Origin of the sequence: Streptomyces sp. NBC_01317, assembly GCF_035961655.1 — a bacterium.
Classification (GTDB): Bacteria; Actinomycetota; Actinomycetes; order Streptomycetales; family Streptomycetaceae; genus Streptomyces.
The window spans coordinates 1180028-1194653 of the sequence record NZ_CP108393.1; the positions used below are offsets into that span (position 1 = coordinate 1180028).

Consider the following 14626-nt stretch of genomic DNA (forward strand, 5'->3'; position numbering starts at 1 on the left):
GCTCACTTCAGCCTGCTGGACGCCAGGATGGAGACCAGGTGGAGCAGGGTCTGGACGAGGGCGATGCCGGCGAGGACCGCGATGCCGAGGCGGGTGAAGAAGAGATCGCCCCGCGCCTGGTCGATGATCGCGACGACCAGGATGAAGAGGCTCGCCTCGATCCCGCCGACGAGCCGGTGGAACTTGAGCATGGCCGCCGCGCGGCGCGCCACCGCCAGACCGGACGAACGGGGCACGGACGCCTCGTCCTTGACCGCCGGCAGGCCGCTGCGCTGGCGGGCCACGTCCACCAGGTCCGTCTCGGCCTTGACGAGGATCGCGCCGAGCGCGGCGAGGGTGCCGAGGAAGGCCCACAGCCAGTTGGTGGACGCGCCGTTGTCGTGGAAGACGTCCGCGCCGCGCACCCCGAAGCCGACCAGCAGGGCCGCCTCGCACAGGTAGTGGCCCACCCGGTCGAGGTAGACGCCGGTGATCGAGGTCTGCTTGCGCCAGCGGGCCACCTCTCCGTCGACGCAGTCGAGGAGCAGGTAGACCTGGAAGAGGACCACCGCGAGGATCGCGCCGGTGAGCCCGGGCACGAGCAGTGTGGCGCCGCCTATGACACCCACGACCACCATGAGGTACGTGAGCTGGTTGGGCGACACACGGGTGTTCACCAGGTACGGGTCGATGTGCAGCGAGATCTCCCGCATGTACATGCGCCCGGCCCAGTGTTCCCCGCTGCGCCGGTCCTTCACTCCGTCGGGGTGGACGACGGGACGGAGTTCAGCTACTGATGGTCTTGGCATAGTCGGCGTACGCGTCCCTGATCTGATCGGTGGACAGGTCGAGGTGTTCGAGGATCGTGAAGCGGCCGGGGCGGGTCTGCGGCGCGTAGGCCACGGCCCGTACGAACTCGTCGACGGTGAAGCCGATCTGCTCGGGCAGGACGGGCAGTCCGTGCCGGTGCAGGACCTCGACGAGCAGCCGCGACTCCTCGTGGGCACCGCGCAGGTGCATGGCGAACGCGGCGCCGAGGCCGACCTGTTCGCCGTGGAGCGCGGAGCGCTTGGGGTGGAGCAGGTCGAAGGCGTGGCTGATCTCGTGGCAGGCGCCGGACGAGGGGCGGGTGTCCCCGCTGATCGACATGGCGATGCCGGTGAGGACCAGCGCCTCGGCGAGGACCGTCAGGAACTCGTCGTCGCCGACGCCGCCGGGATGGCGCAGCACCGCCTCGCCCGCCGTGCGCGCCATGGCGGCGGCCAGGCCGTCGACGGGTTCGCCGTTGGTCCGGTGCGACAGCTCCCAGTCGGCGATGGCCGAGATGTTGGAGACGGCGTCGCCGATGCCGGAGCGGACGAAGCGTACGGGCGCGTCCCGGATGACGTCGAGGTCGATGACCACGGCGATCGGGGTCGGCACGCCGTAGGAGCCGCGGCCGTTGTCGTTGTCGAGGGTGGCGACGGGTGAACAGATGCCGTCGTGCGCCAGGTTGGTGGCGACCGCCACCATCGGCAGGCCGAGGCGGGCCGCCGCGTACTTCGTCACGTCGATGATCTTGCCGCCGCCGAGGCCGACGACGGCGTCGTACCGCTTGCCCTTGATCCCGTCGGCGAGCCGGACGGCGGAGTCGATGGTGCCGTCGGCGACGGCGAACCAGTCGGCGTCGGGCAGGACCGGCGCCAGCTTGTCGCGCAGCGCCGCCCCCGACCCGCCGCTGATGGCGAACGCGAGCCGTCCCGAGCTGGAGATGCGCTGGTCGGCGAGGAGCCCGGCCAGGTCGTCCATCGCGCCGCGGCGGATGTCGACGGAGACCGGGGAGGGGATCAGCCGGGTCAGTACTGGCACGCGATCTCACGGCCCTTCGCGAGGTCGGCGTGATTGTCGATCTCGACCCAGGGGACGTCGCCGATGGGGGCCACGTCGAGCGTGAAGCCGCGGTCGACCAGTTCCTGGTAGCCGTCCTCGTAGTAGAGGTCGGGGTCGCGCTCGAAGGTGGTCCGCAGGGCGTCCGCGAGGTCGGCCGCGGCGTCGGCCTCGATCAGCGTGACGCCGATGTACTCACCGGTGGCGGTGGCCGGGTCCATCAGCTTGGTGATGCGGCGCACCCCCTTGGTGCCCTCCGTGATGACCTTCATCTCCTCGTCGGCGAGGTGCTTGACCGTGTCGAGGGCGAGGATGATCCGCCGGCCCTCGCCGCGCGCGGCGAGCAGGGTCTTCTCGACGGAGACGGGGTGGACGGTGTCGCCGTTGGCGAGGATCACGCCCTTCCCCAGGACGTCACGGGCGCACCAGAGCGAGTAGGCGTTGTTCCACTCCTCGGCCTTGTCGTTGTCGATGAGGGTGAGCCGGATGCCGTACGTCTCCTCCAGGGCGGCCTTGCGGGCGTACACGGCCTCCTTGCGGTAGCCGACGACGACGGCCGCCTCGGTCAGGCCGACCTCGGCGAAGTTGGCGAGGGTCAGGTCGAGGACCGTGAGGGTCCCCTCCCCTTCCGGGTCCACGGGCACGAGGGCCTTCGGGAGCGTGTCGGTGTAGGGGCGCAGACGCCGTCCGGCACCGGCGGCCAGTACGAGGCCGATCATGCGGGTTCTCCTTCGTCATGTACGGCGGGGGCTCCCGCGGACACCCAGAAGCGGATGGACTCCAGGAGCACGACCAGCGCCACAACGGTCGCGAGCACCGTCAGGGCCACGGGGAAGTCCGTGCCGCGCGTCCCGAGGACGGCGGCGAGGGCGGTGACCACCAGCGTGCGGCCCTCGTGTCCGCCTATGGTCCTGACCAGCCAGCGGGGCGGGGCGCCGGTGCCGCCGCGGATGCGGTACACCGTGTCGTAGTGATGGTAGGCGACGGCCGCCACCAGCCCGAAAGCCGCGGGCAACGCTCCGTTCACCTCGGAACGCGCGGCGAGGACGAGGACGGTGGAGTACTCGGCGGCCCGGAGCACCGGCGGGACGAGCCAGTCGAGCGCGCCGGTGAGGGGCTGGGTGACGGCGGCGCCGGCGAGTACGGCGTACAGCGCGGCGGCCAGGACCACCCAGGAGCTGCCGAACGGTTCGAAGCAGGCGGCGGCCACCAGCAGGGCGCCGCCGGCGAAGGCCACGAACGGGCGCAGGCCGAACGGCGGGTAGGCCTTGAGGCGGGCCAGCAGCCGGGAGACGGTCTCGGCCACCGGGCCGGAGTCGGCGAGGTCGGCGAGGGCCCGCGCGGCGCGTTCGGTGCGGACGGCCTTGCGGGTCACCGAGCGCAGTACGCGGCCGGCGCTGGTGTAGCAGGCGGCGAATCCGCAGCCGATGAGGAGCGCGTAGAAGACGACACGCGGGGTGGTCAGGGCGGTCAGGACGGCGATCATCGCCCAGCGCTCGCCGATCGGGAGCACGATCATCCGGCGGACCCAGACGGTCCAGCCGACGCTGTCGAGCTTGCTGGAGAGCGCGGCGGTGGGGGTCCCGACGACGGCCTTGCCGGTGGAGGTGGCGGCCGTCGCGTCGACATTCGCCTCGTTGAAGGAGAAGTCCACCACGTGGCGGCAGGTCTGGAGGATCATCGCGCCGAGCGCGAGGGCCCATACGTCGTCGCCGTTCCTGGCGGCGCCGAGGGCGAGGCCCGCGTAGTAGGCGTACTCCTTGGCGCGGTCGAAGGTGGCGTCCAGCCAGGCGCCCATCGTGGAGTACTGGAGCGAGTAGCGGGCGAGCTGCCCGTCGGTGCAGTCCAGCACGAAGGAGAAGAGCAGCAGCACTCCGGCGGCGACGTAGCCGCCCCGGGTGCCGGTGGCCGCGCAGGCCGCCGCGATCAGCGCGGTGACCAGCGACGCGGTGGTGACCTGGTTGGGCGTCAGGCCCCGGCGGGCGCACCAGCGGGCGAGGTAGCGGGAGTAGGGGCTGACGCAGTACGTCGTGAAGAAGCCGTCGCGGGCCTTCACGGCGGAGCGCAGGCGTACGGCTTCGTCGTCGACGGCCGCGGTGGCTGCGGCGGCCTCCCGGTGGGAGGCGGTGTCGAGCGGGACGGCGGCGACCAGCGAGCCCAGTTCGGGGCGCTGCACGGGGGTGCCCTCGGCGTCGAGCGCCTCCGCGACCCGGTCGGCGAGGGAGGCGCCGTCCGCCAGGACGGCGGAGGAGAGCTGGGCGGTCCCGGCGGTCCCGGCCGTGTGGTCGGCGGCTGCCGGGGACAGCGCGGCGCTCCGCTCGACGGCGCCCGCGGCGCGTACCAGCGCGGTACGGGCCTCGGGCTGGGCGGTGAGCGCGCCGGTCACGGCGGCGAGCGGGAAGCGGGGGTCGGTCAGCGCGAGGCGCAAGGCGTGGAGATGGCCGACGAAGCGGGGGTCGACGAGGGCGACACGCTCGGCCGGCGGGACCTCGGCGATCAGGCTGACCGTCTCCGCCGTGCTGGTGGCGGTGCGTACGTCGAATCCCAGTGACCGCAGATCGTGCGCGAGCGACGATCCGGGTACCGGGAGACCGGTGAGGATGGCGGTCGACAGACGAACTCACTCCTTGGCACTGATCAGGGTTGGGTGCGCGGCGACCAGGGCCTGTCCTGCGACAGGCCCGTGCCCCGGGATTCCGGGCGGCGACACGTCGGCAGAGGCTATCGGATGAACGGAAGCCTGAGTTCACCGGGCGTTTACGCACAGGACGCCATGGTCTGAACGGGGTCCCGGGCGGAGATCATCATTGTCGATCACCGCGCCGCCCACAAACCGCCGCCGGGCCGGGACCGCCGCCGTGCGGACCCCGGCCGCCTCCGCCGTACGGACCCCGGCGGCCGGGCGGCAGCCCTTAGGGTGGCGGCATGACGTGGCTGATCACAGGTGGGGCGGGCTATATCGGGGCGCACGTGGCACGGGCCATGAGCGGGGCGGGCGAGCGGGTGGTGGTGCTCGACGATCTGTCGACGGGCGTCGCCGGGCGGCTGCCCGCGGAGATCCCGCTGGTACGGGGCTCGCTGCTGGACCGGGACGCGGTGGACCGGGTCCTGGCGGAGCACGAGGTCACCGGTGTGGTGCATCTGGCGGCGAAGAAGCAGGTCGGTGAGTCCGTCGAGCAGCCGCTGCGCTACTACCGGGAGAACCTGCACGGGCTGACCGTCCTGCTGGACGCGGTGGTCGCGGCCGGGGTGGGGCGCTTCCTCTTCTCCTCGTCCGCCGCCGTGTACGGCGTACCGGATGTGGAGTTGATCACGGAGGGGACGCCGGCCGTCCCGATCAATCCGTACGGCGAGACGAAGCTCGCGGGCGAGTGGCTGGTGCGGGCGACCGGGAAGGCGCACGCGATCGCCACCGGCTGTCTGCGCTACTTCAACGTGGCGGGCGCCGCGCGGCCCGAGCTGGCGGACACCGGGGTGTTCAACATCATCCCGATGTTCTTCGACCGGGTCAGCCGGGGGGAGGCGCCCCGTATCTTCGGCGACGACTACCCGACGCCGGACGGCACCGGCGTCCGGGACTACATCCATGTGGCGGATCTCGCCGACGCGCATCTCGCGGCGGCCCGGCGCCTGGCGGAGCGGCCGGGCGCGGGTGATCTGACCCTGAACATCGGACGCGGGGTGGGCGTCTCGGTCCGGGAACTCGCCGACCTGGTCGCGGAGGTCACCGGTCACCGGACGCCGCCGGTGGTCGAGGCCCGGCGCCCGGGGGACGCGGCGAAGGCCGTGGCCTCGGTGGAGCTGATCGCGCGCGAGCTGGGCTGGACGGCCACCCGTGACGTACGGGACATGGTCGCGTCGGCGTGGGAGGGCTGGCAGGCGCAGCGCCGCCCCGCGCCGGTCGGATGATGTTGCCAGCGCTCTGACCTGCGGGCTTCCCGTCCTTCCAGGGGATCACCCCGGCGGACCGCCCCTTAGGCCGTTTTCGCAGGTCAGAGCATATGACAACGGTGTTCAGTCCCGTGTTGTCGGATACCCCCCGTCCGTAGTTCACTGACGTGGTCGGCACTTCACCGAGACGACCGGGAGGCGTCCCCATGGGGGCAGGGCACGACCACGGCCACACACACGGAGGGCCACCGCCGACCGGGACGGCCGCGGCCGCGTACCAGGGAAGGCTGCGGATCGCCCTCGGCATCACGCTGTCCGTGATGGTCGTGGAGATCATCGGTGGCATCGCGGCCGACTCGCTCGCCCTGGTCGCCGACGCCGCGCACATGGCGACGGACGCGGTCGGCCTCGGCCTGGCGCTGCTGGCGATCCACTTCGCGGCCCGGCCCGCCGACACCAGCCGTACCTTCGGCTACGCGCGGGCCGAGATCCTCGCCGCGCTGGCCAACTGCCTCCTGCTGCTGGGGGTCGGCGGCTATCTGCTGTACGAGGCGATCGAGCGGTTCATCGTGCCGCCGGACACGCGGGGCGGGCTGGCCATCGTCTTCGCGCTGATCGGCATGGCCGCCAACATGGTGTCCCTCTTCCTGCTGATGCGCGGGCAGAAGGAGAGCCTCAACGTGCGCGGGGCCTATCTGGAGGTGCTCGCCGACACGCTCGGCTCGTTCACCGTGCTCGTGTCGTCCGTGATCATCCTGACCACGGGGTGGCAGACGGCCGACCCGATCGCGGGCCTGCTGATCGGTCTGATGATCGTCCCGCGTACGGTGAAGCTCCTCAGAGAGACGCTCAACGTGCTGCTGGAGGCGGCGCCCAAGGATGTCGACATGGCGGAGGTACGGGCCCACATGCTCGCGCTGCCCGGGGTGGCCGACGTCCACGACCTGCACGTCTGGACGATCACCTCGGGCATGCCGGTGCTCTCCGCCCACGTGGTGGTGAACCAGGACGCGCTGGACTCGGTGGGGCACGAGAAGATGCTGCACGACCTCCAGGGATGCCTCGGGACCCACTTCGACGTGGAGCACTGCACGTTCCAGCTGGAGCCCCGGGGACACGCCGAGCACGAGGCCAAACTCTGCCACTGAGGCGCTCGGCCGACCGGCCGGCCGAACAGACATGCCCACACGTTCGAAGTGCGGACACGGGGCTTTTGTACGGCAGACTTGGGGCTCGAGGCCCGAAGCGAAGGATGGTTATGCCGACCACACCAGTCACTGAGGCGAGCAGCTCGCCGAACGGGGTACCGGACTCGTCGAACGGGGTACCAGAACCAATCCTGCTGGAACTGGTCGACGAACTCGGCCACACCATCGGCACCGCCGAGAAGCTCTCCGCCCACCAGCCGCCCGGGAAGCTGCACCGGGCGTTCTCCGTCTTCCTCTTCGACGAGCAGGGCCGGCTGCTCATCCAGCGCCGCGCGCTCGGCAAGTACCACTCCCCCGGCGTCTGGTCGAACACCTGCTGCGGGCATCCGTACCCGGGCGAGGCGCCGTTCGCCGCCGCCGCCCGGCGGACGTACGAGGAGCTGGGCATCTCGCCGTCGCTGCTCGCCGAGGCCGGCACGGTCCGCTACAACCACCCCGACCCGGACTCCGGGCTGGTGGAGCAGGAGTTCAACCACCTCTTCGTCGGCATGGCGCAGGCGCCGCCGCTGCCCGACCCGGAAGAGGTCGGCGAGACGGTGTTCGTCACCCCCGCGGAGCTGACGAAACGTCACGACGAGGCGCGCTTCTCCGCGTGGTTCATGAGCGTGCTGGACGCGGCCCGCCCGGCGATCAGAGAGCTCACAGGGCCGGCCGGGGGCTGGTGACACCTTCCCGGAGCGGGGGATCGTCGAGCGGTGACCTGAGGGGAAGCGCCGCCCAGATGATCTTCCCGCCACCGGCGGTCTGTTCCATGTCGAAGCCGCCGCCCGCCTCCCGGACGATCTCCCGTACGAGGAGCAGCCCGCGCCCGCCGGTCTGCGCGTAGTCGGTCTCCAGCGCCTTGGGGCGGTACGGGTGGTTGTCCTCCACCGACACCCGGATCCACTCGGCCTCGATCGCCACCTCGACGGCCAGCTCGGGCGAGAGCAGGGCCGCGTGCCGTACGGCGTTGGTGACCAGCTCGGAGACGATCAGCAGCACCCCCTGGACGACGTCGTCCCTGACCGGCACCCCCTGGCGCTTCAGCAGATCGCGTACGGCATGCCGGGCCTGCGGTACGGAGACGTCGACGGTGGGAGCGGTGAACCGCCACACTCCTTCGTACGACAGCGGCCGGGCCGGAACGCTCCCGCGGCTCTCCACCATCCTGTGGCACCCACCCTCGGCTTGACCGGCTGTTTCCACCGGCGACGTCCATCGGACACCGAGTCTTGGGAACGGGCAGGTCCCGCCCGGGCTACTGAACAGAAGTCAGCCGGTATTGATGGTGTCCGATCACCTTGTTACGCACACGTCGGACATGCGACCGGCTCCGATCGTCCGGTGCCGTCTTTCGTCCGTTCGGTGAGGGCTGTCGGTGGAGCCTGTCTCCGGAGCCGGTGAGACCTGTCCGTGAGGCCGGTCCCGCGCCCCGGATACGATCCGGCGCATGGAGCCCCAGCTGCTGCACGGCGTCGCGGACGGCATCGCGACCGTCGTCATCCACCATCCGGCCAAGCGCAACGCGATGACGGCCCGGATGTGGCGGGACCTGCCGCCGCTGCTCGGGAGGCTCGCCCCGGACCCCGCCGTACGGGCGCTGGTGCTGACCGGCGAGGGCGCGCACTTCTGCGCGGGCGCGGACATCTCCACGCTCGGGGAGCCCGGTGAGGACACGCGGTCGCTCGCGGTGGCGGCGGAGGACGCGCTGGCGGCCTTCCCCAAGCCGACCCTGGCCGCCGTACGCGGGTCGTGCGTGGGCGGGGGCTGCCAGCTGGCCGCCGCGTGCGATCTGCGGTTCGCGGAGGAGGGGGCACGGTTCGGGGTGACGCCGGCGCGGCTCGGGATCGTGTACGCGGCCTCCTCCACGCGGCGGTTGGCGTCCCTGGTGGGTCCGGCGACGGCCAAGTACCTGCTGTTCTCGGCCGAGTTGATCGACACGGAACGGGCGCTGCGCACCGGCCTCGTGGACGAGGTGCTGCCGGCGGGCGAACTGGACGCGCGGGTGGCGCGGTTCGCCCGGGTGCTGGTCTCGCGCTCGCAGCTGACCCAGGCGGCGGCGAAGGAGTTCGCCGCCGGCCCGGACGAGCGTGAGACGTACGGGGAGGAACGTGACACGTACTGGACGGAGCAGGCGCGCGGCAGCGGCGACACCGCGGAGGGGGTCGCCGCCTTCCTGGAGCGCCGTGAGCCGCGGTTCAGCTGGACGGCGTCGTGACGGGAGGCCGCCACTTCGCCCGGAACTCCGCGACGAGGTCGGCGGGCGCCTTCTCGGGCGATCCCGCGTCATACGGCGGCTGTGGGTCGTACTCCGTCATCAGTTGTACGGACTGGGCGACGCGGTCGCCCGCGATCCGCCCGAGCAGGCCGAGGCCCATGTCGATGCCGGACGAGACGCCGGCGGCGGTGACGTACTTGCCGTCGAAGACAACGCGCTCACCGGTCGGTACGGCCCCCAGGCCCGCGAGCCGGTCGAGCGAGAGCCAGTGCGTGGTGGCGCGCCGTCCCGCGAGCAGCCCTGCGGCGGCGAGCAGGAGGGAGCCGGTGCAGACGGAGGTGGTCCAGGTGGTCGTGGCGTCCACGGCCCGCAGCCAGCCGAGGACGGCCTCGTTCTCCATCTGCGCGCCCTGGCCGGGTCCGCCGGGCACCACGACGACGTCGGGGCGGGGCACCTCGGCGAGTGTCCGCCCGGCGACGAGCGAAAGGCTGCCCTGGTCGTTGGCCACCGGTCCGGTGCGCTCGGCGACGAACACGGTCCTGGCGCCGGGGGTCCGGCCGAGGATCTCGTAGGGTCCGACGGCGTCGAGGGCGGTGAACCGGTCGAAGAGCAGGATCGCGATCTGCATGGGGGCCTTTCGGTGGTGGGCCGTGGTGGGCGTCGGTGAGGGATGTCAGGTGCGGGGCGGGGTCAGGTCGGCGCCGGGTTCAGCGGGCGCCGGGGCCGGGTGCGGCCGGAAGCGGCGGCGGTACTCCGCCGGGGACGTACCCAGGGACTTCACGAAGGCCCGGCGCATCGCCTCCGGGGTGCCGTAGCCGCTCGCCCGGGAGATCTCCTCGATTCCGTCGGTGCTGTCCTCCAGCAGCATCCGCGCGTGTTCGAGCCGGACGCGGTCCACGTACCGGCCCGGCGTGGTGCCCGTCTCCGCGCGGAAGGCGCGGGCGAAGTGGCGGGGCGAGAGCCGCGCGCGCCCGGCCAGCGACTCGACGGACAGATCGCCGCCGGGGTGCTCCCCGATCCACGCCTGCACGTCACGCAGCGGGCCGCGCTGGGCCGTCTGGGCCGCGAGCCGGGCGCTGAACTGGGCCTGATTGCCCGGCCGTCGCAGGAACACCACCAGATGACGGGCGACGGTCAGCGCGGCGTCGCGGCCGAGATCCTCCTCGACCAGGGCCAGGGCCAGATCGATGCCGGACGTCACTCCTGCGGAGGTGGAGACCCGCCCGTCCCGTACGAAGATCGGGTCCGGGTCCACGTCCACGGCCGGATACTTCCGGGAGAGCAGGTCGGTCGCCACCCAGTGGGTGGTCGCCCGGCGCCCGTCGAGCAGCCCCGCCTCCGCGAGGAGCAGGGCGCCGGTGCAGACGGACACCAGCCGCCGGGCGTGCGGCGCGTTCTCCCGTAACCACGCGATCAGTCGCGGATCGGGCGCGCGGGTGCCGGAGCCGCCCGGCACGAGCAGGGTGTGCGGCGCGGCGGCCGCGTCGAGCGCGGTGTCGGGGACCATCGTCAGCCCGCTGGACGTGCGGACCGGACCGCCGTCGAGCGAGGCCGTACGGATGCGGTACGCGTCCGGGTCACCGGTGAAGCGCGCGGCGCCGGCGAACACCTCCACCGGACCCGTCACATCGAGGCTCTGCACCTCGTCGAAGAGGACGACCAGCACGGATCGCTCTGTCATGGCTGTCATCCTTCCGCCGGGCGGAGGATGGCCGCAATGACGAGCGCCCCTCCTTTCCTGCCATCCTGGCCGTACGCGCCACTCCGTACCGACCGGTCAGTAATATATGGACATGACCACTCTGCCCGAGCGGGCCGCCCGACGCTGTTACGCCGCCATGAACCCGATCCACTCGACCCTGTACTTCTCTCCCGACCTCGGGCGCGAGTTCACCCAGGAGGGCGTCCGGGACGCCGACGCCGTCTACTTCGCCGCCCGCGCGGCGCCCCTCGGCCGGGTCGGCGCGGGTGTGGTCGCCGCGACCTTTTACAACTTCAACCACGAGCTGATCGCCCGGCATGTGCCCGCCGTCTGGGACACCCTCTCCCCGCGGGCCGCCCTCGACGCCCGGCTGCGGGCCGTCGACTCGCTGCTGCGCCGGCTCCTCGGCGAGGAGACCGTCGCGTCCAAGGAGATGGCCGAGGCGGCGGAACTGGCACTGCGGGCCGCCGAGGGGTGCACCCGCCACGCCCGCCCGCTGTACGCGGCCAACGCCGACCTGCCCGTACCGGAAGCACCGCACCTGGCGTACTGGCACGCCACCACCCTGCTGCGGGAGTACCGCGGCGACGGCCACCTGGCGGCGCTGCTGTCCTCGGGCCTGGACCCCGTGGAGGCGCTGGCCAGCCACACCGCGAGCGGCCGGGGCATGTCGCCGAAGTGGGCCATCTCCAGCCGGGGCTGGACCGCCGGGGAGTGGGAGGCGGCCCGGGGGCGGCTGCGCGAGCGCGGTCTGCTGGCGGCCGACGGGGAACTGACGGAGGCCGGCGCGGACCTGCGCAAGGCCCTGGAGGACGAGACGAACCGCTTGGACGTGGCGCCCTACGAACGGCTGGGCGCGGCGGGGGTGGCCCGCCTGACCGAGCTGGCCGGCGGCTTCAGCGGCACCGCCCTCGCGGCCGGCGCGTTCCCGGCGGACCTCATCGGCAAGCACTGACCGGCTGAGCGGCCGTTTACGAGGCGCGAAGGAGGACACTGGAGTAGACAGTGACCGACCGCGTCCAGCTCAGACCCCGTGGTCGGCGGCCCGACGACCGACAGCAGGAGGCCCCCGTGTTCCGTGCCATCGCCGACGTGCTCCGCGCGATCGGATCGACGATCGCCTCCGTGGTGACCCTGCCCTTCCGCGCGCTCGCGCGGCTCTTCGGCGGCGCCTCCCGCGGGCACGCCTGACCCGCCCCCGGACTCGCCGGCCCGGTCCCGATCCGCTCTCGGGACCGGGCCGGCGGCTGTCAGGACCGCCGGTCGCGCCCCTCGCTGTCACAGCCACCTGCCACAATGCAGACGGCGGACCACAGAACAGCGGAGCGTGATCGTGACGACGTCCATCGAAGGCAGGATCGCCGAGGAAATCGGCGTACGGGAGCGACAGGTGAGGGCGGCCGTCGAGCTGCTCGACGGCGGGTCGACCGTGCCGTTCATCGCTCGCTACCGCAAGGAAGCGACCGAGATGCTCGACGACACGCAGCTGCGCACCCTGGAGGAGCGGCTGCGCTATCTGCGCGAGCTGGAGGAGCGGCGGACGGCGATCCTGGAGTCCGTACGGGACCAGGGGAAGCTCGACGCGGCCCTGGAGGCGCAGATCCGGGGCGCCGACACCAAGGCGCGCCTGGAGGACATCTACCTGCCGTTCAAGCCCAAGCGGCGCACGAAGGCGCAGATCGCCCGGGAGGCCGGTCTCGGACCGCTCGCCGAGGGGCTGCTGACGGACCCTTCGGTCGACCCCCTGGCGGCGGCAGCGGCGTTCGTGGACGCGGACAAGGGCGTCGCCGACCCGGCCGCCGCGCTGGAGGGCGCGCGCTCGATCCTCACCGAGCGGTTCTCCGAGGACGCCGACCTGATCGGCGAGGCGCGCGAGCGGATGTGGGCCAAGGGGCGGCTGACCGCGAAGGTGCGGGCGGGCAAGGAGGAGGCCGGCGCGAAGTTCGCCGACTACTTCGACTTCGCCGAGCCGTTCACCGCGCTGCCCTCGCACCGCGTGCTGGCGATGCTCCGGGGCGAGAAGGAGGACGTCCTCGACCTGTCCCTGGAGCCCGAGGAGCCCTCGGACCTGCCGGGCCCGACGACGTACGAGAACATGATCGCGCGCCGCTTCGGTGTCGCCGACCGGGGCCGCCCCGGTGACAAGTGGCTGGCGGACACCGTGCGGTGGGCCTGGCGCACCCGGATCCTCGTGCACCTCGGGATCGACCTGCGGCTCCGGCTGCGGACGGCCGCCGAGGACGAGGCGGTCCGGGTCTTTGCGTCGAACCTGCGCGACCTGCTCCTCGCGGCGCCGGCGGGGACACGCGCGACGCTCGGCCTGGACCCCGGGTTCCGTACGGGTGTGAAGGTCGCCGTCGTGGACGCGACGGGCAAGGTCGTCGCCATCGACACGATCTACCCGCACGTGCCGGCGAACAAGTGGGACGAGTCCCTGGCGAAGCTCGCGCGGCTCGCGAAGGACCACGCGGTCGACCTGATCGCCATCGGCAACGGCACGGCGTCCCGCGAGACCGACAAGCTCGCGGCCGAGCTGTGCGCGGCGCATCCGGAGCTGAAGCTCACGAAGGTGATGGTCTCGGAGGCGGGCGCCTCCGTGTACTCCGCGTCGGCGTTCGCCTCGCAGGAGCTGCCCGACCTGGACGTGTCGATCCGGGGCGCCGTCTCGATCGCGCGGCGGCTCCAGGACCCGCTCGCCGAGCTGGTGAAGATCGACCCCAAGTCCATCGGCGTCGGCCAGTACCAGCACGACCTGTCCGAGGTGAAGCTGTCCCGCTCGCTGGACACCGTGGTCGAGGACTGCGTGAACGGGGTGGGCGTCGACGTCAACACCGCGTCCACGCCGCTGCTCGCCCGGGTCTCCGGCATCAGCGCGGGCCTCGCGGAGAACATCGTGGCCCACCGCGACGCGCACGGGCCCTTCCGGTCCCGGCGGGCCCTCAAGGACGTGGCCAGGCTCGGCCCCAAGGCGTACGAGCAGTGCGCGGGCTTCCTGCGGATCCGCGACGGCGACGATCCGCTCGACGCGTCGTCGGTCCACCCGGAGGCGTACCCGGTCGTCCGCGCGATGGTGAAGTCGGCGGGCAGCGAGGTCGCGTCCCTCATCGGCAACACGCCGGTGCTGCGGTCGCTGAAACCGGCGGACTTCGTGAACGACTCCTTCGGGCTGCCGACCGTGACGGACATCCTGCGCGAGCTGGAGAAGCCGGGGCGGGACCCGCGTCCGGCCTTCAAGACGGCGACGTTCAAGGACGGCGTCGAGAAGCTCGCCGACCTGGAGCCGGGCATGATCCTGGAGGGTGTCGTGACGAACGTCGCGGCGTTCGGGGCGTTTGTGGATGTGGGGGTGCATCAGGACGGCCTGGTGCATGTGTCCGCGATGTCCCGGACCTTCGTGAAGGACCCGCGGGACGTGGTGAAGCCGGGGGACGTGGTGCGGGTGAAGGTCCAGGAGGTGGACCTGCCGCGTAAGCGGATCTCTCTGACGTTGCGGCTTGACGATGCGTCTACGGCGACGAAGCCGGAGCGGACGTCTGCGCCTCGGCAGCGGGGTGGCCGGTCCAGCACGCCTCCGCCTCCGCCTGCGGCGCGGGTGGCGGGGCCGGCGCGGTCGGCGGGGCCGGCGAACAGCGCGATGGCCGATGCGCTTCGGAGGGCGGGGCTTGGCGAGGGGTAGCGTCTGCCCGGTGTCCGTTGCGCTTACTGCTTGTCCTCAATCGCCGGACGGGCTGGGTTTGTCGTGGTGGCGGGGGGTGGGGCCTGCGGAGGTACGTATGTCCGGAC

14 protein-coding genes are annotated in these 14626 nt (G+C 72.2%); 7 read left to right on the plus strand and 7 right to left on the minus strand.

Going from position 1 to position 14626, the window contains the following annotated elements:
• Positions 1 to 2: 2 nt before the first annotated feature.
• From OG349_RS05035 to OG349_RS05050, 4 genes are read right to left on the minus strand one after another with little or no spacing between them, the layout of a single operon-like run.
• Positions 3 to 788, minus strand: coding sequence for a CDP-alcohol phosphatidyltransferase family protein (locus OG349_RS05035; RefSeq protein WP_327233428.1), 786 nt, complete (start codon positions 786 to 788; stop codon positions 3 to 5).
• Complete coding sequence (locus OG349_RS05040) at positions 766 to 1827, minus strand: iron-containing alcohol dehydrogenase family protein (RefSeq protein ID WP_327233429.1); 1062 nt, start codon at positions 1825 to 1827, stop codon at positions 766 to 768. Before OG349_RS05040 ends, OG349_RS05035 begins: the two co-directional genes overlap by 23 nt.
• Positions 1815 to 2564, minus strand: a complete 750-nt coding sequence (locus OG349_RS05045; RefSeq protein WP_327233430.1) for a phosphocholine cytidylyltransferase family protein — start codon at positions 2562 to 2564, stop codon at positions 1815 to 1817. Before OG349_RS05045 ends, OG349_RS05040 begins: the two co-directional genes overlap by 13 nt.
• Positions 2561 to 4459 (minus strand): DUF5941 domain-containing protein, encoded by a 1899-nt coding sequence (locus OG349_RS05050; RefSeq protein WP_327238453.1) that lies wholly within the window; start codon positions 4457 to 4459, stop codon positions 2561 to 2563. The genes OG349_RS05045 and OG349_RS05050 overlap by 4 nt, the downstream gene beginning before the upstream one ends.
• A gap of 311 nt (positions 4460 to 4770) precedes the next feature.
• Between OG349_RS05050 and galE the strand changes: the two genes are divergently transcribed.
• The 3 genes from galE to idi all read left to right on the plus strand — a co-directional run bounded on the left by galE (position 4771) and on the right by idi (position 7609).
• Positions 4771 to 5754: a UDP-glucose 4-epimerase GalE gene (galE, locus tag OG349_RS05055; RefSeq protein WP_327233431.1), complete on the plus strand. Its 984-nt coding sequence runs from the start codon at positions 4771 to 4773 to the stop codon at positions 5752 to 5754.
• Positions 5755 to 5942: 188 nt separating this feature from the next.
• Complete coding sequence (locus tag OG349_RS05060; RefSeq protein WP_327233432.1) at positions 5943 to 6884, plus strand: cation diffusion facilitator family transporter; 942 nt, start codon at positions 5943 to 5945, stop codon at positions 6882 to 6884.
• A 110-nt stretch (positions 6885 to 6994) separates the two neighbouring features.
• On the plus strand, positions 6995 to 7609 hold the full coding sequence (idi, locus tag OG349_RS05065) for an isopentenyl-diphosphate Delta-isomerase (RefSeq protein WP_327233433.1): 615 nt from the start codon (positions 6995 to 6997) through the stop codon (positions 7607 to 7609).
• Here idi and OG349_RS05070 read toward each other — a convergent pair.
• Positions 7584 to 8087, minus strand: a complete 504-nt coding sequence (locus tag OG349_RS05070) for an ATP-binding protein (protein ID WP_161312558.1) — start codon at positions 8085 to 8087, stop codon at positions 7584 to 7586. The genes idi and OG349_RS05070 overlap by 26 nt on opposite strands.
• 286 nt (positions 8088 to 8373) lie before the next feature.
• On the opposite strand from OG349_RS05070, the gene OG349_RS05075 reads away from it, so the two are divergent.
• On the plus strand, positions 8374 to 9141 hold the full coding sequence (locus tag OG349_RS05075; protein ID WP_327233434.1) for an enoyl-CoA hydratase/isomerase family protein: 768 nt from the start codon (positions 8374 to 8376) through the stop codon (positions 9139 to 9141).
• On the opposite strand, the gene OG349_RS05080 is transcribed toward OG349_RS05075, so the two are convergent.
• Positions 9122 to 9769, minus strand: coding sequence for a DJ-1/PfpI family protein (locus OG349_RS05080; RefSeq protein WP_327233435.1), 648 nt, complete (start codon positions 9767 to 9769; stop codon positions 9122 to 9124). The genes OG349_RS05075 and OG349_RS05080 overlap by 20 nt on opposite strands.
• A gap of 45 nt (positions 9770 to 9814) precedes the next feature.
• Entirely contained in the window at positions 9815 to 10822 is a 1008-nt protein-coding gene (locus OG349_RS05085; protein WP_327233436.1) for a GlxA family transcriptional regulator, read from the minus strand.
• 112 nt (positions 10823 to 10934) lie between these two features.
• Between OG349_RS05085 and OG349_RS05090 the strand changes: the two genes are divergently transcribed.
• The 3 genes from OG349_RS05090 (at position 10935) to OG349_RS05100 (ending at position 14519) form a co-directional block, all read left to right on the plus strand.
• Complete coding sequence (locus tag OG349_RS05090; RefSeq protein WP_327233437.1) at positions 10935 to 11798, plus strand: SCO6745 family protein; 864 nt, start codon at positions 10935 to 10937, stop codon at positions 11796 to 11798.
• 116 nt (positions 11799 to 11914) lie between these two features.
• Positions 11915 to 12034, plus strand: coding sequence for an LPFR motif small protein (locus tag OG349_RS05095; RefSeq protein WP_327233438.1), 120 nt, complete (start codon positions 11915 to 11917; stop codon positions 12032 to 12034).
• A gap of 142 nt (positions 12035 to 12176) precedes the next feature.
• Entirely contained in the window at positions 12177 to 14519 is a 2343-nt protein-coding gene (locus OG349_RS05100) for a Tex family protein (RefSeq protein WP_327233439.1), read from the plus strand.
• Positions 14520 to 14626 lie beyond the last annotated feature (107 nt).

Coding starts and splice junctions, on each gene's coding strand:
- OG349_RS05080 (WP_327233435.1), bottom strand. CDS start 9,769: ATGCAGATCGCGATCCTGCTCTTCGACCGGTTCACCGCCCTCGACGCC.
- OG349_RS05035 (WP_327233428.1), bottom strand. CDS start 788: ATGCCAAGACCATCAGTAGCTGAACTCCGTCCCGTCGTCCACCCCGAC.
- galE (WP_327233431.1), top strand. CDS start 4,771: ATGACGTGGCTGATCACAGGTGGGGCGGGCTATATCGGGGCGCACGTG.
- OG349_RS05060 (WP_327233432.1), top strand. CDS start 5,943: ATGGGGGCAGGGCACGACCACGGCCACACACACGGAGGGCCACCGCCG.
- OG349_RS05090 (WP_327233437.1), top strand. CDS start 10,935: ATGACCACTCTGCCCGAGCGGGCCGCCCGACGCTGTTACGCCGCCATG.
- OG349_RS05045 (WP_327233430.1), bottom strand. CDS start 2,564: ATGATCGGCCTCGTACTGGCCGCCGGTGCCGGACGGCGTCTGCGCCCC.
- OG349_RS05075 (WP_327233434.1), top strand. CDS start 8,374: ATGGAGCCCCAGCTGCTGCACGGCGTCGCGGACGGCATCGCGACCGTC.
- idi (WP_327233433.1), top strand. CDS start 6,995: ATGCCGACCACACCAGTCACTGAGGCGAGCAGCTCGCCGAACGGGGTA.
- OG349_RS05085 (WP_327233436.1), bottom strand. CDS start 10,822: ATGACAGAGCGATCCGTGCTGGTCGTCCTCTTCGACGAGGTGCAGAGC.